Source organism: Streptosporangium sp. NPDC000509 (assembly GCF_042898365.1).
Taxonomy (GTDB): Bacteria; Actinomycetota; Actinomycetes; order Streptosporangiales; family Streptosporangiaceae; genus Streptosporangium.
The window spans coordinates 450,186-469,117 of sequence record NZ_JBIAYX010000002.1 but is presented as its reverse complement, the minus strand read 5'-3'; the positions used below and the strand labels follow the sequence as shown (position 1 = coordinate 469,117).

Annotated in this window: 16 protein-coding genes; 10 read left to right on the top strand and 6 right to left on the bottom strand. The window is 69.3% G+C overall.

The annotated features are described in order from the left end of the window. Positions 1–165: 165 nt before the first annotated feature. From ACFY3D_RS05655 to ACFY3D_RS05645, 3 genes are all read left to right on the top strand, one after another. Entirely contained in the window at positions 166–438 is a 273-nt protein-coding gene (locus tag ACFY3D_RS05655; protein ID WP_350942387.1) for a GlsB/YeaQ/YmgE family stress response membrane protein, read from the top strand. Positions 439–983: 545 nt separating this feature from the next. Then, complete coding sequence (locus ACFY3D_RS05650) at positions 984–1,571, top strand: ArsR/SmtB family transcription factor (protein WP_389975308.1); 588 nt, start codon at positions 984–986, stop codon at positions 1,569–1,571. Between the two features lie 25 nt (positions 1,572–1,596). Further along, positions 1,597–2,187 (top strand): dihydrofolate reductase family protein, encoded by a 591-nt coding sequence (locus tag ACFY3D_RS05645; protein WP_389975305.1) that lies wholly within the window; start codon positions 1,597–1,599, stop codon positions 2,185–2,187. 159 nt (positions 2,188–2,346) lie between these two features. Here ACFY3D_RS05645 and ACFY3D_RS05640 read toward each other — a convergent pair whose 3' ends face one another. The 3 genes from ACFY3D_RS05640 to ACFY3D_RS05630 form a co-directional block, all read right to left on the bottom strand. Then, positions 2,347–2,811, bottom strand: coding sequence for a hypothetical protein (locus ACFY3D_RS05640; RefSeq protein ID WP_362903876.1), 465 nt, complete (start codon positions 2,809–2,811; stop codon positions 2,347–2,349). A 48-nt stretch (positions 2,812–2,859) separates the two neighbouring features. After that, a complete protein-coding gene (locus ACFY3D_RS05635) occupies positions 2,860–4,107 on the bottom strand; it encodes a DUF418 domain-containing protein (protein WP_389975302.1) in 1,248 nt (415 codons plus the stop codon). Positions 4,108–4,472: 365 nt separating this feature from the next. Further along, positions 4,473–5,042 (bottom strand): CGNR zinc finger domain-containing protein, encoded by a 570-nt coding sequence (locus ACFY3D_RS05630; protein ID WP_389975299.1) that lies wholly within the window; start codon positions 5,040–5,042, stop codon positions 4,473–4,475. A 72-nt stretch (positions 5,043–5,114) separates the two neighbouring features. Here ACFY3D_RS05630 and ACFY3D_RS05625 point away from each other — a divergent pair, with 72 nt between their 5' ends. After that, on the top strand, positions 5,115–5,870 hold the full coding sequence (locus ACFY3D_RS05625) for a class I SAM-dependent methyltransferase (protein WP_389975296.1): 756 nt from the start codon (positions 5,115–5,117) through the stop codon (positions 5,868–5,870). 547 nt (positions 5,871–6,417) lie between these two features. Here ACFY3D_RS05625 and ACFY3D_RS05620 read toward each other — a convergent pair. Both ACFY3D_RS05620 and wecB read right to left on the bottom strand, forming a co-directional pair. After that, complete coding sequence (locus tag ACFY3D_RS05620) at positions 6,418–8,475, bottom strand: glycosyltransferase (protein WP_389770961.1); 2,058 nt, start codon at positions 8,473–8,475, stop codon at positions 6,418–6,420. A gap of 63 nt (positions 8,476–8,538) precedes the next feature. Continuing rightward, positions 8,539–9,708, bottom strand: a complete 1,170-nt coding sequence (gene wecB, locus ACFY3D_RS05615; RefSeq protein WP_389975293.1) for a non-hydrolyzing UDP-N-acetylglucosamine 2-epimerase — start codon at positions 9,706–9,708, stop codon at positions 8,539–8,541. A gap of 206 nt (positions 9,709–9,914) precedes the next feature. Between wecB and ACFY3D_RS05610 the strand changes: the two genes are divergently transcribed. The 5 genes from ACFY3D_RS05610 (at position 9,915) to ACFY3D_RS05590 (ending at position 17,026) form a co-directional block, all read left to right on the top strand. Then, positions 9,915–11,921, top strand: coding sequence for a glycosyltransferase (locus ACFY3D_RS05610; RefSeq protein ID WP_389975290.1), 2,007 nt, complete (start codon positions 9,915–9,917; stop codon positions 11,919–11,921). Between the two features lie 129 nt (positions 11,922–12,050). Further along, entirely contained in the window at positions 12,051–13,316 is a 1,266-nt protein-coding gene (locus ACFY3D_RS05605) for a nucleotide sugar dehydrogenase (protein WP_389975288.1), read from the top strand. 19 nt (positions 13,317–13,335) lie between these two features. Next, positions 13,336–14,424 carry a glycosyltransferase gene (locus ACFY3D_RS05600; protein ID WP_389975285.1) on the top strand — a complete coding sequence of 363 codons (1,089 nt, stop codon included), beginning with the start codon at positions 13,336–13,338 and terminating at the stop codon, positions 14,422–14,424. Positions 14,425–14,502: 78 nt separating this feature from the next. Then, entirely contained in the window at positions 14,503–16,338 is a 1,836-nt protein-coding gene (locus tag ACFY3D_RS05595) for a DUF4434 domain-containing protein (RefSeq protein WP_389975282.1), read from the top strand. Between the two features lie 19 nt (positions 16,339–16,357). After that, positions 16,358–17,026, top strand: a complete 669-nt coding sequence (locus tag ACFY3D_RS05590) for an NUDIX domain-containing protein (protein WP_362903857.1) — start codon at positions 16,358–16,360, stop codon at positions 17,024–17,026. Positions 17,027–17,143: 117 nt separating this feature from the next. Here the strand turns inward: ACFY3D_RS05590 and ACFY3D_RS05585 are convergent, their stop codons facing one another. Next, positions 17,144–17,770, bottom strand: a complete 627-nt coding sequence (locus ACFY3D_RS05585) for a Uma2 family endonuclease (protein ID WP_389975279.1) — start codon at positions 17,768–17,770, stop codon at positions 17,144–17,146. A 59-nt stretch (positions 17,771–17,829) separates the two neighbouring features. Here ACFY3D_RS05585 and hisC point away from each other — a divergent pair, with 59 nt between their 5' ends. Next, positions 17,830–18,891 (top strand): histidinol-phosphate transaminase, encoded by a 1,062-nt coding sequence (hisC, locus tag ACFY3D_RS05580; RefSeq protein ID WP_389975276.1) that lies wholly within the window; start codon positions 17,830–17,832, stop codon positions 18,889–18,891. Positions 18,892–18,932: the final 41 nt, after the last annotated feature.

Below are 18,932 nucleotides of genomic sequence, written 5' to 3'. Positions count from 1 at the left end.
GTGAAGCCGGGTCTCCTCCACGGCGAATCGGGGGGCACGACCTGCCTGAGACCTCCGCGCAACGGATTCGTGACCCGCGGCCATTAATTCGGGGCACCCCGTTATGTGTTGTTCCTTTTTCCTAGGGCATACGCCTGGCAGCTGAGCAGACAGGGAGAGTGGAACATGACAGTCACCGGCATCATCACCGCCATTGTTATCGGCGCCATCATCGGTGCCCTGGGTCGGCTCGTCGTGCCCGGCAAGCAGTCCATCCCGATCTGGCTGACCATCGTCATCGGTATCGTCGCGGCCCTCATCGGTACCGCGATCGCCGGCGCGCTCGGGGTCGCTGCCACCTCAGGTATCGACTGGATCGAGCTGATGATCCAGGTCGCCCTTGCCGCGGTCGGCGTCATCCTGACGGTAAGCCTCTACGGCAGGCGAGGCGTCCGGTAGTCCGTGATCCGGGGCGGCCGGATCTCCACGGGAAGACCCCGAGGAGATCCGGAGACCACCACCTCGGACACCCCCAACGGCCCCGCCCCAGATCTTTCTGGGGCGGGGCCGTTGCTGTCCGCCCGAGCCCACCGGTTCCTGAAATTCGGGACATCATGCTCATACGCTTCCAGCGCCGCCCGTACGGAGATCAAACCGCGGCCCGCGACCCCGGTTTCTCTCGCGACCGTACGCAGGAGGGCGACCGCACGCGCGCGGCCAGAGGGGCAGCCGAAGGAGACCCGCCCCCGTACACGGGAGGGCGACCGGGCGAGGGGCTCCGGTGAACGAGTACGAGGAGCCCGCGCTCGCACGCGGGAGGGCAACCGGTGAATAGGGAAAGGGGCCCGCCGGCAAGAAGCGAGGCCCGAGGAACCGAGGCGGATCCGAGCCCCGAAGAACCGAGCCCCGAAGAAGCGAGGCGGACCCGAGCCCTCCGACACCCCGATATCCCGGAAAAATGGGGCTTCCTTGACAATATAATTTGTCGGGGATAGTCTGCGGACATGCAGGACATCGCCGTGATCGAGGACTCCGCCGCCGCCGAGGTCTCGCTGGACCCCATCCGGGCCCGGTTGCTGGCCGAGCTGAGCGAGCCAGGCTCCGCGACCATGCTGGCGGCCAAGGTCGGCCTGCCCCGGCAGAAGGTCAACTACCACCTGAAGACGCTTGAGGCGCACGGGCTCGTCGAGATGATCGAGGAGCGGCGCAAGGGCAACGTCAACGAGCGCATCATGCGGGCGACCGCGGCCTCGTACGTGATCTCCCCGACCGCGCTCTCCTCCGTCGAGCCCGACCCGGCGCGCTCACCCGACCAGCTCTCGGCGAGCTGGCTGCTGGCCGTCGCGGCCAGGCTGGTCCGCGACGTCGGGGCGCTCATCACCGGCGCCGCCAAAGCACGCAAGCGCGTCGCGACCTTCGCGATCGACGGCGAGGTGCGTTTCGCCTCGGCCGCCGACCGGGCCGAGTTCGCCAGGGAGCTCGCCGGGGCCGTCACGGCCCTGGTGTCCAAATATCACGACGAGTCCGCAGGGAAAGGCCGCGACCATCGGATCGTCGTCGCCCTTCACCCGAGCGTGAAGGAAACCCGTTGAGCCACCCCCTTCAAGGAGCGAATCCATGCGTGTCGTGATCGTCGAGTTCATGAGCCTGGACGGCGTCGTGCAGGCGCCGGGTGGCCCCGAGGAGGACACCGACGGCGGCTTCGCCCACGGTGGCTGGTCCCACCCGTTCTTCGACCCCGAGGTGGTCGGCGGTGCCTTCGACGGCGCGCTGAGCGGAGCCGAGGCGCTGCTGTTCGGGCGCCGGACGTGGCAGACCATGGCCGCCGCGTGGCCGGGGCGAGCCGGCGACCCGTTCGCCGACCGGATGAACGCCATCCCGAAGTACGTCGTGTCCCTGACACTGGGCGACGGCGAGCTGACGTGGAACAACACCACCCGAATCCCCGGTGACGAGGCCGTCGCCCACATCAGGAAACTGCGCGAGACCGAGGGCGGCGACCTGGTGCTCATGGGAAGCCCCACCCTCGCCCGCACCCTCCTGAGCGAGGACCTGGTCGACGAGCTCCGGCTCATCGTCATGCCGGTGATCCTCGGCGGAGGTAAGACGATCTTCCCCGACGACGGCGGCCTGCACACGTTCGAGCTGGTCTCCACGGTCACCAGCAAGGCGGGCACGAACGTGTGCGTCTACCGCCCGGCCGGCTGAATCCCCGGGACATCCCGGCGACCGGAAGGTGACCGGTGTTCGTCAGTGAGGATCGGCGAGCGGGGGCCCGGGCATCCGTGCCCTTCCCCGTGGGCGACACGAACCCGTGGCCGACACGAGTTTCCGAGAGGGGAGAACCCCGGGAGGCGGAAGCGCCGGTCAGGTGGCCTCGTCCAACTGTTCGGCCAGTCGCTGCAGACCACCCTTGATGAGCTGCCCGTACTCGTCGTCACCAAGCGCGCCGATCGTGTCCCGCGCCTGCTGGAGGTGCTTGCGGGCGAGGTCGAGGTCGCCCAGCTTGCGATAACAGTCGCTCAGGTTGAGGTGCAACGACGGATACAGACCGGCCACGGAAATCGCCACCCCGGCCTGGGCCGCCTGCTCGTCGGTGACCAGGTCGGCGGCGGCGAGCGCTCGCAGATCCCACATCAGCTCCTCGCGTACGTCGTCCTGCACGTCGGCCATCGAGTGGGCGAGGACGCAGACATGCAGAGGTTCGCCTTTCTCACCGCCGATGTCGTCCCAGATCTGCGCGAACAGCTCGCGAGCGGCGTCACGTTGACCTTTGTGGTGGTGTAACTCCACCCCCTGGCCGATCCGGGTGAGCGTTGGGTCGGTGATCACGAGTGACTCCTTCACAGGCGAGCACAGGCGAGGCAGTGGAGTGCAAGCCTAACCGCCCGACGCCGCCTGACGATCTTCGATTTTCCAACCCGTTCGGTATGTCAGCCGACGCAGGAGAACCTCGGCGGGCCCTCGCATGCCGCGACGCTCCAGGCCATAGGCCACGACCACGGTGATCAGCCAGACGCCGAGCGCGTAGCCGGCCACGGAGGCGCTGTGCAGGTGAGCCCCGACCCCGAGGCCCCATGCGGCCAGCACCGGGGCGCAGAGCAGCGATTGGGCGAGATAGGCCGAGAGCGACCGCCTGCCCAGCGCGACCACCGCCGTGGACGCGAGGCCGGGGCGTCGCCGACGTCCGAGCCGGTGCCCGACGAGCCCGAACGCCGCCGCGTAACCCAGCCCGGCGGGCAGGCCGGTAACCGTCTGGGACATCTCGAAAACGAACATCGACTCTTCCGGGACCCTCAGCACCCCCATGACCGCCGCCGCGTGCGGGAGCCCACCCAGCCAGCCGATGGCGATGCCGACGGCGGCGACGCGGCGCAACAGTGGCAGGTGCTCGCCCGGCTGTTCCAGGATCCGCCGCCGGGCCGCCCAGAAACCGAGGACGATCGCGACGGGCACGACGAGTCCCAGCAGGCCCTGGCCGACCACGACCATCGGCCAGAAGGCGAGGCGTCCCGACGCCGCGGCGAGCGGATCGCCCTCGGCACTGCCCGCAGCTCCCGAAGACAGATAACCGAAGATCTCAGGGGACGACTCCAAGCAGGCCCCCACCACACTGAGCAGGGTCTCCAGTATGAGGATGCCCGTGCCGATCGCGGCCCAGACGAGCAGCGTGCGATCCCTCCTGCGCAGGAACAGCCAGGACAGGAGAAACCCGGTCAGGCCGTACGCGCCAAGGATGTCCCCCTGCCACAGCAACGCCGCGTGCACGAACCCGAACAGGAACAACCACAGGCTGCGACGGCGCAGCAGTGCCGACACGGCCGACTCCGAGTGTCCGGCGGCCCGCTGGCGTGACAGGAGCTGCACCATGCCGTAGCCGAACAGGAACGCGAACATCGGATAGACCCGGAAGTCCACCCCGACGATGGCGACCACCTGGACGATCCGGTCCAGCGCCGAGCCTCCAGGCGGATGGATCGTGGTGGCCCGGATCTCTCGGTCCCACAGATACCAGGGAGTGTTCGCCACGGCGATGAGCAACAGCATGAAGCCACGGGCGAGATCGGGGGCGAGTGCGCGCTCGCCGCTCCGCACCGGGCCGCGGATCGGGGCGCTCCTAGTCGCCATGAGGGGGCGGACCTCCCGCCGTGCCGCCGTGACCGAGCGGGAGCCGTTGCTCCCGCCGAGCCGGAAACCGTGCCGAACGGGCTGCTCCACCGGCAGCACGCACACATTCGACGAGCGAGCACCAGGATGTCTGCGATTCTGTGATCACATAAAGTTACGATACAAAGACAGACAGTAGGAAGGGTGTGATTCGCGAGAGTGGACGCCTTCTGAGTGGCCCTACCTCTGAACGACGGCCGACAAGCGTTCCGCCCGTCGACGACGACCGGTGATGCTGCCGGGGCCACCATGGCCGGTCCCCGGTCCGCTCCCAGAGAGCCGCATCTTCGTGCCGGCCGGCTGGGTGGCCGGTCTCCGACCCGCCTTCACGAAACCCTGCCCCTGGCCCGAAAGGCCGTGGTCTTGACGCGGTTCTGGCAGGCGGTGCCACAGAACCGGCGGGTGCCGTTGCGGGAGACGTCCACATAGACCCGGTCGCAGTGTGGGGCCGTACACACGCCGAGACGGTCGTGGTGCTCGCTCCCCAGCACGATCGCGAGCCCGGTGGCACAACTCGCCGCCCAGTCGCCGGTCATGGTGCCGCCGGGGCCGTGGAAGTGCAGGTGCCACGGCTCTCCGTCGTGTCGTTCGAGCATCGGCCGGGCCCTGGTCTTCTCAAGAAGATCGTTGACCCGCAGGGCAGCGGCGTCGACGTCTCCTTTCGCGACGGCGTCGAAGACCACGCGCAGCCGGGCCGCGATCTCGGCGAGCTCGCCGGCCTCCACCTCGGTGACCTCCCGATGGCCCGGGTAGCCGGTGCGCAGGCCCTCCGTGGCGGCGGGAGCGAGATCGTGCGGCGGCGAGAAGTCGCGGCCCCGCCTCTCTCCCGGCGTCAGTTCGTTGACCAACCCCACCGCCACGCGGACGATCGAATCGGTGTGACTGTTGAAATCCACTTGACCAGTCACATCCTCACGTTCTAGCTTGTAACTGTCATAAGCTTAGACGGCAGTCACAAGGAGACTATGGTGCTCACCCACGATGCCGCACTCGAGTGGATCGCACGCTGGGATCGTCAGCAGGAGGGCTACCTGCCCGACCGTGAAGAGCGCTTCACCGCGCTGATCGACGCCGTCGAGGCGATGGGCCGTCCCGATCCGCTCGTCATCGACCTCGGATGTGGACCGGGCTCGCTCTCCGCCCGTCTCCTGGAGCGGCTGCCCCAGGCGACGGTGATCGCGGTCGACGCCGACCCCCTGCTGCTCGGCCTCGGCCGGGCCGCATACCCGCACCTCACCTTCCTCTCCCTCGACCTGCGCACCCCCGGATGGACCGGATCCCTCGGCCTGGACAGGCCGGCCGACGTCGCGGTGAGCACCACCGCACTGCACTGGATCTCCGGGCCCGACCTCCAGAAGATGTACGCCGAACTGGCGACCGTGCTGCGCCCGGGCGGGCTCCTGCTCAACGGCGACCACATGGAGACCGACGACGCCACCCCGGCCATCGCCCGTCTCGAACGCGCCGTACAGGACCGGGAGACCCGGCGCGTGTTCGCCGACGGCCACCCCGAGGACTGGCGCCAGTGGTGGGATGCGATCGCCGCCGACCCCGCCTTCGCCGAACTCCACACCGCACGCACCACTGCGGGAGCCGACCACCACGGCTCGGAGTCCTCCCTGCTCTCCGAGCACGTCGACGCCCTGCGCGATGCCGGATTCGCCGAGATCGGCACCCTCTGGCAGCGCGGCAACAACCGCCTCCTCTGCGCCGTCCGCCACTGACCCGACCCCGACGCCCTCACGGCCGAGGGGGAAGAACGAGTGGTGAGCCAAGAGGACGAACCACGCCGAGCCCGATGGAGTCACGGCGAGCCCTCTGCGCTCCTTTCCGCACCGGCGCTTCAGCTACGGCGACGGACCCTGTACGCCCCCGTACGGATTGCTTCAGCGTCCCAGCGCACACTGGGCGGCCCGTAAGGAAGCGACTACGGCCCGCACCGCCTACGGCGGGACGGGCCGTGTGCGGAGGTGGGCGGGTGTTCCGGGCGGCTTATAAAAATCCGCAACCAGCGCGCCCGCCAGGCCGGAGGCCTGACCCACCAGACGACTACCAACGACGGCCGCCCGGAGCACCCGCCCACCGGAGCGCGTACCCACCTTGAACACTGGTCCACACCGGCCGGACACCCAGCCCCGTCACCAACGACGGCCGCCCACCGGAGCGCGCACCCACCGGAGCGCGCACCCACCTGACACGCCGGCCCCCGGCCGTCGTGCCCATGCCGCAGGAAAACCTTCGGGAACCGCCCCACCAACGCCGAAACCGAAGTCAGATCATGACGTGCGCTTCCGGATGCCCGGCGAAGGAGAACTGTGCGTTGCGGGTGAGCTTGATGTCGTCGGCCTGCCAGGTGTGCAGGGACTTGTCGCCACTGCGCCAGTAGACGAAGTTGAACCGGTCGGCGGAGTAGATCTTGACGCGGTCCTCCTTGAGCCGGCGGACCAGGCGGGTGTCCTCACCCCGGGTCACGTCCTCGAACCCGTAGTGCCGGAACATGTCGGCCTTGCCGAGGAACGTCCCGCCCTGCACCAGGAAGGCGTACCGGTGCTCCAACCCCGGCAGCCGGAGCATCGTGGTGTTGCCGCCCTCGAAGTACGCGTAGTGCGCGCCCTTGCCGACCAGTTCGGCGTCGGAGTAGTCGAAGGCGCGGGCCAGGTCCGACAGGTAGTGCTCGCCGTAGAGGTTGTCGTCGTCCATTTTGGCGATCAACTCGCCCTCGGCGGCGGCGATGCCCATGTTGAGGCAGGCGCCCAGCGACAATGACGAGTCGGCGGGCAGCACCACGACATCGGTGATCCCGGCCATCCGCGCCTTGTCCGCCACCACCACGGGGTCGATGGCGAGCCCGTGCAGGACCATGACGAGCTGAACCGGACGGTGGATCTGCTTGGCCACCGAGGAGATCGCGTGCTCGATCTGGGAGGCGCGGTTGGTGGGCAGGACCACCGAGATCGAGCGGGTCCGCGGCTGCACCGGCCGGCCGAGGATCCCCAGGATCTGGTCCACGCGGTGCGAGAAGAGGTGCTTGTCGAAGACCTCGCGCATGGCGAGGTGCCCCTGGCGGGCGCGCAGCTCGGGGCTGTTGATCAGGTGCAGGACCTGGTTGTACGACTCCAGCTCGTCGCGGGCGATCGGGATCAGCGACCCGAAGGTCTCCTCGATGGCCCGGGACCAGCCGGAGACCACCGACGTCGAGCAGGCCGAGAGCTCGAAGACGCGGCGGGCGCACATGGTCGGTGAGTCGAGCACCGAGTTCACGTTGAGGAAGACCTTGTACATCTTGTACGCGGCCAGCATCCGGTCGTACGGCAGCTCGCCCACGATGTGCGGGACGTACTCCTTCGGCCAGGCGTACTTCTCGTCAACGGTGCCGTTGCGGGCGAAGATGTGCAGCCCGAGTTCGCGGATCGGGGCGAGGACGGTTTCCATCTGCTCGCGGCGCTCGGGGTGCTTGTCCCTGAAGTACATGCCCGCGAAGACGACGTCGTTGACGCGCCCCTGCTTCTCCTGGATGGGATTGTGCACCCGGGGCTGCGCGGCGAACTGCAGGACGTCGACCCGGTCGTGACCCAGCACCTCGCGGTAGCGGGGGACCATGTCGCCGTCGCAGGTGAAGACGTAGTCGAACAGCTTGGCCGTGTCGATGAAGAAGTCGAAGTTCGGCGGGTCCTCCTTGTTCCAGAAGACCGTGGGGATCCCCTCGGCGCGGCACCAGTCGATCAGGGCGATCAGCTCAGGCTTGGGGGCCTTCGTCCCGGTCATCTGGTAGCGCCAGCGGCCCTGGTTGCCGTGCCAGGCCGACTCCACGAACAACAGCTCGGGACGACGCTCGGCGAAGATCTCCGGCCAGTCGCGGAGCCCGAACTCGATCTGGTCCCACTCGTATTTGAACGCCATCCGGGAGAAGTCGTCCAGGATGACCGCGACCTTCATGTCGGGGCGGACGATCGGACCGGCGGGCCACTTGACCTGCGGTACGTCGACCACGGGCCCCTGCCGGTCGAGCTCCTCGACCACCTCGGCCACCGGACGGGGCGGCTTGGGACCCTTGCGTGCCTGCATCGCCGAGCGCAGTTTGCCCGGCAGCGCGGTGACCCCCGGCCCCTTGGCGGACGTCAGTGCCTCGGCCACCCGGTAGGGGCGCTGCACCTTGGTGGACTCCAGTTTCCACTGCGCGTAGTCGGCCCGCGCCTCGGCGATGGCGAGCCGCCGCTCCAGGTCGTGGACGCGCTCCTCAAGGCGTTCGACGACCTTGCGTTCCTCGGGCAGCCAGTTGATCGGTCCGAGACGCTGGAACTTCGGCTCTTCTGGGGTCTCATCGCTCATGGGGAATCGCCTTTGTCAGAGGTCGTGCCAGCGTACGACCAAAGTCGTAGCCAAATGGCCGTTTTAAAGGGATTTGGGCGATACGGATTGACCGGCCGGTGAGAGGTTGCCGCCGCGCAGCCAGCTCTCGATCACCCGGGCGATCCGGGGACCGGCCTTGCCGTCCCAGAGCGGGGGCAGCTCGCCCGACGGCGTTCCCGAGCCCTCGGCCAGCGCCCGGTCGGCGGCGGCGGGCAGCTGCGCGGGGGTGACGAGCCGGTTGGTGCCGTGTGTGATGGTGATCGGCCGCTCGGTGTTGGGCCGCACCGTGAGGCAGGGCACACCCAGCATGGTCGTCTCCTCCTGCACGCCGCCGGAGTCGGTGACGACCAGCGTCGCGCCTCGCACCAGTGAGAGGAAGTCCACGTAGCCCAGCGGGTCGACGATGAGGAGGTTGTCGCCGTTCACCAGTCCGGCCTCCGCCAGACGGGTCCGGCCGCGCGGGTGCAGCGGCACCACGACCGGCAGGCGTTCGCTCACCGAGAGCACGGCGTCGACGAGCTCCTTGGCCGAGGCCGGGTCGTCGACGTTGCCGGGACGGTGCAGGGTGGCGACCGCGTACCGCTCGGGGAGGCCGAGCCGGGAGCGGACCGGGGCGGGGTCGAGGTGGTCCAGCGCGGAGAACAGGCTGTCGATCATCGGGTTGCCGACGAGGTGCACCCTGGCCGGATCGACGCCCTCGGCGGCGAGGTGGGAGAGCGCGTCCGGCGAGGTGGCGAAGAGGATGTCGGACAGGCCGTCGGTGACGACCCGGTTCACCTCCTCGGGCATCTCCCGGTCGAAGGAACGCAGGCCCGCCTCCACGTGCGCGGTCGGCACGTGGAGCTTGGCGCAGACGAGGATCGCGGCGAGCGTCGAGTTCACGTCGCCGTAGACGACAACCAGGGTGGGACGGTGTTCGAGCACCACGTCCTCCAGGCCGACGAGCAGGGCCGCCGTCTGACGGGCGTGCGAGCCGGAACCGACGCCGAGGTTGGCGATCGGCTCGGGAAGACCGAGGTCGGCGAAGAAGACGTCCGACATGAGCGCGTCATAGTGCTGACCGGTGTGAACGATGCCCTGTCGCACCCCGAGCTCGGTGAGGGCGCGCACCACGGGAGCGGCCTTCACGAAGTTCGGACGCGCGCCGAGCACGTGCAGGACGAGGGGATTATCGGGGCTCTGAGCAGCGCCCGGACGGGCAAAGTCCCTCATTGACCTCGCCTTTCATGCGGCAGTGGGGCAAACGTTGCCTATGGTACGGTCACGGCGTGGTATCCGATGCCAACAGGCCAGACTCCCCCTCGGTTCCAGCGAAGGTTTCGGCGAAGGATCCGGTGAAGTCCCCGGATCCGGTGACGCCCTCGGTTTCGGCGACACCTTCTCCCTCGGTGACGCCCCCGGCCGTTGAGACCCCCGCAGTGGACACGCCCACGGAGCCGCCGCCCCCGCCGAGCGCGGAGACGCCCTCGCCCGTGGACGCGGCCCCGGTCTCCGACGTGGACGCGACGCGGAAACCCGACGCGGACGGCACCACGGAACCGGACAAGAAACCGGCGGAGACAGCGGACACACCTCCGCTCCCGGATACGCCCTCCGCCTCGGACACCCTCTCCGTCCCGGACAAGCCTTCCGCCCCGGACACGCCCCCCGTCCCGGACACGCCCTCCGTCTCCGACATGCCCACCGTCATGGCGAGGCCCTCGGACGAGGACGAGGAGAAGGTCCCCGCGTCGCTCCCCGCCTCCCCGGACTCCCCGACGCCCGCGGCCTCCCTGGACTCTCCCGTCTCCCCGGTCTCGGCGAAGTCGGCCAAGGCCGGGCTGCGCGGCCTCATCAAGGGCTTCGTCCAGCACCCGGTCATCGTCTCCCGCGTCGTCGCGACCAAGGTGAAGTCCGACCCGGTACGCGTGGCGCAGGCGGCGGCCGAGACGCTCCCGCCGAGTGTCCGTCCCGTGGTCGGCCGGTTCGCCTGGCCCGTCGCGCGCCGCGCCAAGATCGTCGTACGCAAGCTCGGCATGCGCCTGGTGAAGGGCCCGTGGAGCGAGGCGAAGGAGCACTTCGACTCCGGCCGGATGAGCGAGGCCGCCGCGGTGCTGCAGGGTCACACGCGCTACCCCTTCATCAAGCGCCGGCACGCCTACTACGTGGGAGAGCTGGCCGCGATCCAGCCGAACCCGATCCCGCCCAAGGCGAAGGTGATCGTGGGCGAGCGGTTCCCCGGCAGGGTGCTGCACTGCGTGACGAACGCGCTGCCGTACACGCAGGCCGGATACACCGTCCGCACGCACCGCATCGTCACCTCGCAGAAGGCCGCGGGGCTCGACCCGCACGTCGTGACCAGCTGGGGCTGGCCGATGATGCAGGGGCACGCCGACGCGACGCCGTACGAGGAGATCGACGGCATCCCCTACCACCGGCTGATCCCGAGCGGCGAGGTGCCGTTCGAGAGCCAGGGGCGGATGATCCGCGGCGCCGGAGAGGTGACCGAGCTGGTCAGGACCCTGCGACCGCAGGTGCTGCACGCCGCGACCGACCATCGCAACGGATCGGTGGCGCTCGCGGTGCGCGAGCGTACCGGCACGCCGATGGTCTACGAGGTGCGGGGCTTCCTCGAGGAGACCTGGGCCTCCCGCGACCCCAAGCGCATCGGCAGCCAGCGACACGTGCTCCAGCGCGACCGCGAGGCGTTCATCATGCGTTCCGCCGACGCCGTGGTCACCCTCGCGGAGACCATGGCCACCGAGATCGTCGAACGCGGGGTGCCGAGGGAGAGGATCTATCTCGCGCCGAACGCGGTGGACGACTCGCTGCTCAGCGCCGAGTACGACGGCGCGGGCTTCCGCGCCGCGTACGGCATCGAGCCCGGCGAGATCGTGATGGGCTCGGTGTCGAGCATCGTGGCCTACGAGGGTTTCGCCACCATGATCAACGCGGCCGCGCTGCTGCGGGACGAGGGCGCGCCGGTGAAGGTGCTGCTCGTCGGCGACGGCGTGGAGCGGGTGGCGCTGCTCGAACAGGTCGAGGAGCTGGGCCTGGGCGACATCGCGATCCTGCCGGGACGTGTCGGTCCCGACGAGGCCCTGCAGGCGCAGGCGGCGATCGACATCTTCGTCTGCCCTCGCGAGGACCTGCGCGTCTGCCGGCTCGTCACGCCGTTGAAGCCCGTCGAGGCGATGGCTCTCGGCAAGCCGGTCGTGCTGAGCGACCTGCCGGCGCTCTCCGAGCTCGTGGGTTCGGAGGGGGCGGGGCTTCTGGTGCCCCCGGGAGATCCCGAGGCGCTGGCCAAGGCGATCGCCGGGCTGCGTGACGATCCCGAGCGAAGGGCCGGGATGGGTGAGGCGGGACGGGCCGAGGTGGCGGCGAAGCGTACGTGGAGCCGTATCGCGGAGACTTACCGTGATATTTACCGATCGATTGCTGGATGATGGTCTCGTGTTGGTAACAAGGAGACCAGCCGTTTGCGATGCGTTCAATCGCATTAGGCGTAGCTCGTTCGGACTTGAGATAGCCTTTGCGACCATGAAGTGTTGTTTCCGGCGTTCCAAGGTCATCCAGTGACTGCCTACGACCTGGCCATCATCGGTCTGGGCTACGTCGGCATGCCCCTGGCCAAGGAGGCCACCGCGGCCGGTCTGCGGGTCGTCGGCTTCGAGGTCGACGCGGCGAAGGTCGAGGCCCTCAACGCGGGCACGTCCTACATCGACGACCTGACCGACGCCGACCTCGAGCACATGCTGGCGGGAGGCTTCACCGCCACGCTGGACGAATCCGTCCTTGCCGAGAGCCGGACCGTCGTCATCTGCGTGCCGACCCCGCTGGACGAGGACCACCGCCCCGACCTGTCGTCGGTCGAGGGCGCCACCGCCACCGTCGCACGCAACCTGCGCGCCGGCACGCTGGTGGTCCTGGAGTCCACCACCTGGCCCGGCACCACCGACGAGGTCGCCCGCCCCATCCTGGAGAAGGGTTCGGGCCTCGCCGCGGGCACCGACTTCCACCTCGCCTTCTCGCCCGAGCGCATCGACCCGGGCAACCCCAAGTACGGCCTGCGCAACACCCCGAAGGTCGTCGGCGGTTACACCCCGGCCTGCAAGGACCGCGCGGTCGGGTTCTACGCCCAGTTCATCGAGCAGGTCGTGCCGGTGAGCGGCACCCGCGAGGCCGAGATGGCCAAGCTCCTGGAGAACACCTACCGCCACGTCAACATCGCCCTCGTCAACGAGATGGCGATCTTCTGCGACGAGCTCGGTGTCGACCTGTGGGAGTCGATCGAGGCCGCGGCGACCAAGCCGTTCGGGTTCCAGAAGTTCCTTCCAGGACCCGGCGTCGGCGGGCACTGCATCCCGGTCGACCCGTCCTACCTCTCCTACACGGTGCGCAAGCTGGGCTACCCGTTCCGCTTCGTCGAGCTGGCGCAGGAGATCAACGAGCGGATGCCGTCCTACGTGGTGGCCCGCGTGCAACGACTGCTCAACCGGCAGCGGAAGCCCGTCAACGGCTCCAGGGTGCTGCTGCTCGGTGTCACGTACAAGCCCGACATCGCCGACGAGCGCGAGACCCCGGCCCTGCCGGTCGCGCGGGCGCTGCTCGAGCTGGGGGCGGAGCTCGTCTTCGCCGATCCGTACGTCAAGGAGTGGCGGGTCGACGACGTCGACGTGCCACGTGAGGAAGACCTCGCCAAGGCGGTGGCCGAAGCCGACGTGACGCTGTTGCTCCAGCAGCACGCCGCCTTCGACCTGTCGACGGTCGAGGACCATGGCAAGCTCGTGCTCGACACCCGAGGCGTGCTCGCCGAGGGTGAACGCGTCGAGCGGCTCTAGCGACGGAGGGCTGCGCGAAGTGCACGTGCTCGTCATGACGGTGGTGCATCACCCCGAGGACGCCCGGATCCTGCACCGGCAGATCCGCGCGCTCGTGGACGCCGGTCATGAGGTCACGTACGCGGCCCCGTACACGGCGCGGGGCGTGATGGCCCGCTCCTGGGTGAACGGCGTCGACCTCCCCCGAGCGGCCGAGCGCAAGCGGTTCGCCGCGGTGCGCGCCGCGCGCAAGGTGTTCAAGCGTATGCGCGGCGAGGTCGACCTTGTGGTCATCCACGACCCCGAGCTGCTGCTCGCGGTGGTGGGGGTGCGCAAGCGGCCGCCGGTGGTCTGGGACGTCCACGAGGACACCCCGGCGACGCTGTCGCTGAAGCCCTGGCTGCCCGCGTTCCTGCGCCCGCCGGTGCGGTTCCTGGCCCGCCTGCTCGAAGGCACCGCCGAGCGGCACCTGCACCTGCTGCTGGCCGAGACCGCGTACGCGGGAAGGTTCCGCCAGGCGCACCTGGTGGTGCCCAACGAGACGTGGGTGCCCGACGAGGTGACGCCGCCGGGCGACGACCGCGTCGTCTACCTCGGCTGGCTGTCGGGGGCGCGCGGGGTGCGCGAGGCGATCGAGGTGGCCCGGCTGCTGCAGCCGTACCGGGTGGCGGTCGAGCTGATCGGCTACGCCGACCCGCAGTCGCGGCCGACGCTGAACGAGGCGGTGGCGGAGGGCGTGCTGGAGTGGCGCGACTTCATGCCGAACGACGAGGCGCTCAAGCGGCTCGACGGCGCGCTCGCCGGGCTCTCCCTGCTGCACGACGAGCCCAACTATCGGCACTCCATGCCCACGAAGATCGTGGAGTACATGGCGCACGGCATCCCGGTGATCACCACTCCCTCGCCCCGCGCGGTGGAGCTGGTCGAGCGCTACGACAGCGGCATGGTCGTGCCCTGGCAGGATCCCAAGGCGGTGGCCCAGGCGGTGCTCTTCCTGCGAGACGACGCCAGGGAGCGGTATGCCAGGGGTGCCCGAGGGTATGCGGCGGCTCGTGCGAACCACCACTGGCCCAACTCGGCCCGCCGTTTCGTCGCTCAGCTGGAGGCGTGGGCGGGCGTCAAGAGCTGATCGTCGATACGGCGAGGCCCGCGGTGTCCGTCCGGCTCCTTATGTCTGCCTGATCACGAGAACGGTAGTGTCCTGAACGTGCGCTGGCTCATCGCTTTCCTGGGCGTGGCGATCCTCGCGGGTGTGGCGGCGTTCGTGGTGATCATGCCCACCGGGAACGGCTCCCCGACGGCGGGAGGCTCGTCGCTCACGGCTTCGCCCTCGCCCTCGCCCTCCGCCACCCCCTCGGTGCCGGTGCCGGAGGTGACCGAGTTCACCGACCCGTGCGGAACGTTCGACACGACGATGCGCTGGCCGTACGCGGTCACCGGCTACTGGCTGGTGCCGACCAGCGACCACTGCACCTGGCGCCGGCAGTTCGGCGCCATCCACGAGGTGGGCGGCGACACGGTGATCCGGATCGGCTGGGGCCTGCAGGCGCGCCGCCTCGACAACGACGGCCGGATCCTCGACGGCCAGGGGGACGTCGACGCCCGCTACGAGCCGTGCGAGGAGAACGGGGTCCCGTGCGCGCTGGCGGCGGAGAACGACCTCAAGGCCGCCAACCCCGGCAACCGGGTGAGCTGGACGTTCGTCTACCGCACCGACGAGGCGTTCGGCCCGGACCTGTTCCGCTGCCCCGAGTTCGAGCGGAAGATCGTCACCGACAAGACCGTCTTCTACCGGATCGTCGCCCCCGACGACGGCACCGACGACCCGAGCTGCGAGAACATCCGGTCCAAGGGACGCGGCTATCACGTGATCCTGGTCGCGGCCGCGCACGAGGACAGCCTCGCCGAGCTGCTCGACCTCGGTGACCGGTTCGGCGTGAAGGTCTACCCGGCGCTGCCGCTCGCTCCCCGTGATCCGGCGCAGAAGACCCAGGCCGCCAAGCAGGGCACGGACACGCTCACCACCCTCACCCGCCGGATCATGCAGGACTACGGGGCGCGCTTCCAGGACCGGGCCTCGCTGGGCGGTTTCTACCAGCCGTTCGAGCTGCAGATGCGCGAGATGAAGTACGTCGGCGACTCCGACTCCGACCACCCGACGCTCAGGGTCTACGCCTCGCAGCACGAGATCGTCGAGCAGGAGATGCCCGGCAGGCCCGTGCTCGTCAGCCCCTACCTCGACGCCCGCAAGGAACGGCCGTTCAGTGCCACTCCCAAGCAGGTCGCCAAGGGCTTCGAGGCCCTCGTCAGGACCGGTGTCGGGATCATCGCCCCGCAGGACAGCCGGGGTACGGGCAAGGTCGGATTGTTCTGGGCCGACCAGCGCGAGGAGAAGATCGACGAGCGGCTGAGCCCGGTCGTCAAGAAGAAGACCAACGGCGAGGCGTACCACGGCTCGACCCGCGACTACTACCGCGAGATGTCCCTCGCCAGGACCAGGATGATCGAGCAGGGCTTCAACGTGCAGCTCTGGGCCAACGTCGAGGCCTTCGAGCCGTCGGGCGAGGAGCCGTGCGCCGCGGGGTCCGACCGGGGACGCACCGACAAGGAGCGGCTCGACACGGCCGTGGCGCAGGTCGGACGCTACGTCTCCAAGGTCGTCTCCTACATGTGGAGCGACTTCTACACCTGCGGCTCCCCTTCCCTCGCCGAGGAGATCGCCCGCGACTACAACCGGCCCATCGCCGCCGACGCGGTCCGCATGCAGCGCGACATCCAGGACGGCATGGAGATCCGCGGCTACAACATCCCGATGGGCTCCAAGGTGACGATCACCTGGGAGGGCCAGGAGGAGCCCCGCGTCGTCGACGTGGCCGGGGTGAACCTGACCGAGCCGCCGCCGGACCTGCCGGTACGGATGGAAACGGCGTGGATCCCGTTCGACTGGACCCGGGTGCCCGAGGACACCTGGGTCAGGGTCTCGGTCGCGGCGGCCGACGGACGCGCCGCCACCGAGACGTTGCACGTCCGCGTACGGGTCTGACCGGTGTAACGTGCCTGCCATGGTGCCGCGCATTCCCGTCAGCGTGGACCTTGTCGTCCTCACGGTGCGCCGCCAGGTGCTGAGCGCGCTCGTCTGGCGGCGCGACAAGCCGCCGTACGAGGGACGCTGGGCCCTGTCAGGCGGTTTCATCCAGCTCGACGAGGACCTGCCCGCGGCCGCCGCCCGCGTCCTCGCGGAACGGGCGGGCCTGCCGGGCGCCCCCGTGCACCTGGAGCAGCTGCAGACCTACGGCTATCCCGACCGCGACCCGCGCCAGCGCGTGCTGAGCGTGGCCTATCTCGGCCTCGCTCCGCACCTGCCGACCTCCACCGAGGCGCACATGAGCTGGCAGCCGGTCTCCTCGCTGCTGCGCGAGATGGCCTTCGACCACCGGCGCATCATGATCGACGGGATCGAGCGGGCCCGTGCCAAGCTCGAATACACCCCGCTGGGCGCGGCCTTCTGCCCGCCGGAGTTCACCGTCGCCGAGCTGCGCCGGGTCTACGAGATCGTCTGGGGCCGAGCCCTCGACCCGCGCAACTTCCACCGCAAGGTCACCAAGGCCGAGGGTTTCCTGGTGCCCACCGGCGGCACCACCACCCGCGACGGCGGACGCCCCGCCAAGCTGTATCGCCGCGGCCCCGCCGTGGCACTGCATCCCCCGATGCTCCGCTCCCTCAAGGAATAGCCTGGGCACTCGATGGCGGGGGCGGTCGCGCCGTGCTCGCATCGTGTTCAGGAACACCGGCCCTGTCATCGGTCAGGGTCTTCACCGGCACATGGCCAACGCGGTCAACCGCGTCGGCTATCGACCGCGAGGGTTGCTGATATCCGTCAGATCGATGTCGATGTCATAGGGGAGGCTGAGCTTCAGCCGATTCTGATGGACACCGGTGAGCGCGTATGCCCTTGTCGCCGGGTTCAGTTCGTAGACGTAGACGCTGGGGCGGCCCTCGATGTTCTCGACACGCCAGAAGTGAGGGATGCCGGCCTCGGCGTACATCTGGGGCTTGCGGTTGCGATCGCGCTCCTCGGACTCCTCGGAGACGACCTCGACGGCGAGCAGCACGTCCGCCGCCTCGTAGAAGGTCCGCGTCAGCTCGGAGGGCGCGTGTGCGTGGAGGAGGACCAGGTCGGGCTCCGGTCGTTGACGTCGCCCCAGCTTCACCGTCATCTCCTGCTCCACCCGGAGATGGGCGGGTGCCGTCCGATCAAGCTCTTTGTGCAGCAGGAACAGCACAAGAGCATGAAAACGGGTCTGGGGGCTCACGAAGACGAGAGTGCCATCGATGAGTTCCGTGTGAGGAGGGATCCCCGGAAGCCGATCGAGGTCATCGGCGGTAAAGCCCTCTATAGGGGGAATTGCCCAGTCGGGAATGGGCTCAACGTCGGCTGGTGGTGCGATGCTCATGTCGTCCTCCCGGTCGGGCACGCCTCTCACCTCCAGTGTTACAGGATGCCCCATCCGCCCGCTGCTCATAAGGTAAGGCCATGCCTCGTTTCCGCGCGATCCTGGACACGATGCCCGCCTACCGGGCGGGCAAGGCCGTGGTGTCCGCCGACGGCCGGTCCTACAAGCTCTCCTCGAACGAATCCCCCTACGAGCCGCTGCCCTCGGTCGTCGAGGCGGTCGCCAGGGCGGCGACCCAGATGCACCGCTATCCCGATCCCGCGGCCACCGAGCTGACCGCGGCGATCGCCGAGAAGTACGGCGTCCCGGCCGAGCACATCGCGCTCGGCGCCGGCTCGGTGACGGTGGCCCAGCAGCTCTTCGAGACCGTGAGCGAGCCGGGCGCCGAAGTGATCTACGCGTGGCGGTCCTTCGAGGCGTACCCGCTGCTGGCCGACCTGGCGGGGGCGACCTCGGTGCGGGTCCCGCTGCTGGGCGAGACGCACCATCTGGAGGCGATGGCCGACGCGATCACCCCGCACACCCGCATGATCTTCGTCTGCAACCCGAACAACCCCACGGGCACGGTCGTCCACGCGGCCGAGCTCGATGCCTTCCTCGACCGGGTGCCGGAGAACGTGCTCGTCGTGCTCGACGAGGCCTACCGCGAGTACGTCAGGGACACCGGGGTCACCGACGGGCTCACCGTCTACGGCGACCGGCCGAACGTCGCCGTCCTGCGCACCTTCTCCAAGGCGTACGGCCTGGCCGGACTCCGGGTGGGCTACCTGATCGCGAACGAGCCGGTGGCGTCCACCGTCCGCAAGACGATCGTGCCGTTCGCGGTGAACCACCTCGCCCAGGCGGCGGCGATCGCCTCGCTCGCCGCCGAGGACGAGCTGATGGAGCGGGTCGACGTGGTGGTCAAGGAGCGCGACCGGGTCCGTGAGGCGCTGATCGGCCAGGGCTGGGAGGTGCCGGTGAGCGAGGCCAACTTCGTCTGGCTGCGACTGGGGGAGCGCACGCTCGAATTCGCCGGGGCGTGCGCGACCGAGGGGGTCGCGGTACGGCCCTTCGCCGGGGAGGGCGCCCGCGTCTCCATCGGCGACCCCGAGGCCAACGACACCTTCCTCGCCGCCGCGGCCGCCTTCAGAGGTGCCTGACCCGCCCGACCTCCCCGGTCCACTCGGCCCGACCCGCTTCG

Coding starts and splice junctions, on each gene's coding strand:
- ACFY3D_RS05655 (WP_350942387.1), top strand. CDS start 166: ATGACAGTCACCGGCATCATCACCGCCATTGTTATCGGCGCCATCATC.
- ACFY3D_RS05650 (WP_389975308.1), top strand. CDS start 984: ATGCAGGACATCGCCGTGATCGAGGACTCCGCCGCCGCCGAGGTCTCG.
- ACFY3D_RS05645 (WP_389975305.1), top strand. CDS start 1,597: ATGCGTGTCGTGATCGTCGAGTTCATGAGCCTGGACGGCGTCGTGCAG.
- ACFY3D_RS05635 (WP_389975302.1), bottom strand. CDS start 4,107: ATGGCGACTAGGAGCGCCCCGATCCGCGGCCCGGTGCGGAGCGGCGAG.
- ACFY3D_RS05620 (WP_389770961.1), bottom strand. CDS start 8,475: ATGAGCGATGAGACCCCAGAAGAGCCGAAGTTCCAGCGTCTCGGACCG.
- wecB (WP_389975293.1), bottom strand. CDS start 9,708: ATGAGGGACTTTGCCCGTCCGGGCGCTGCTCAGAGCCCCGATAATCCC.
- ACFY3D_RS05590 (WP_362903857.1), top strand. CDS start 16,358: ATGGTGCCGCGCATTCCCGTCAGCGTGGACCTTGTCGTCCTCACGGTG.
- hisC (WP_389975276.1), top strand. CDS start 17,830: ATGCCTCGTTTCCGCGCGATCCTGGACACGATGCCCGCCTACCGGGCG.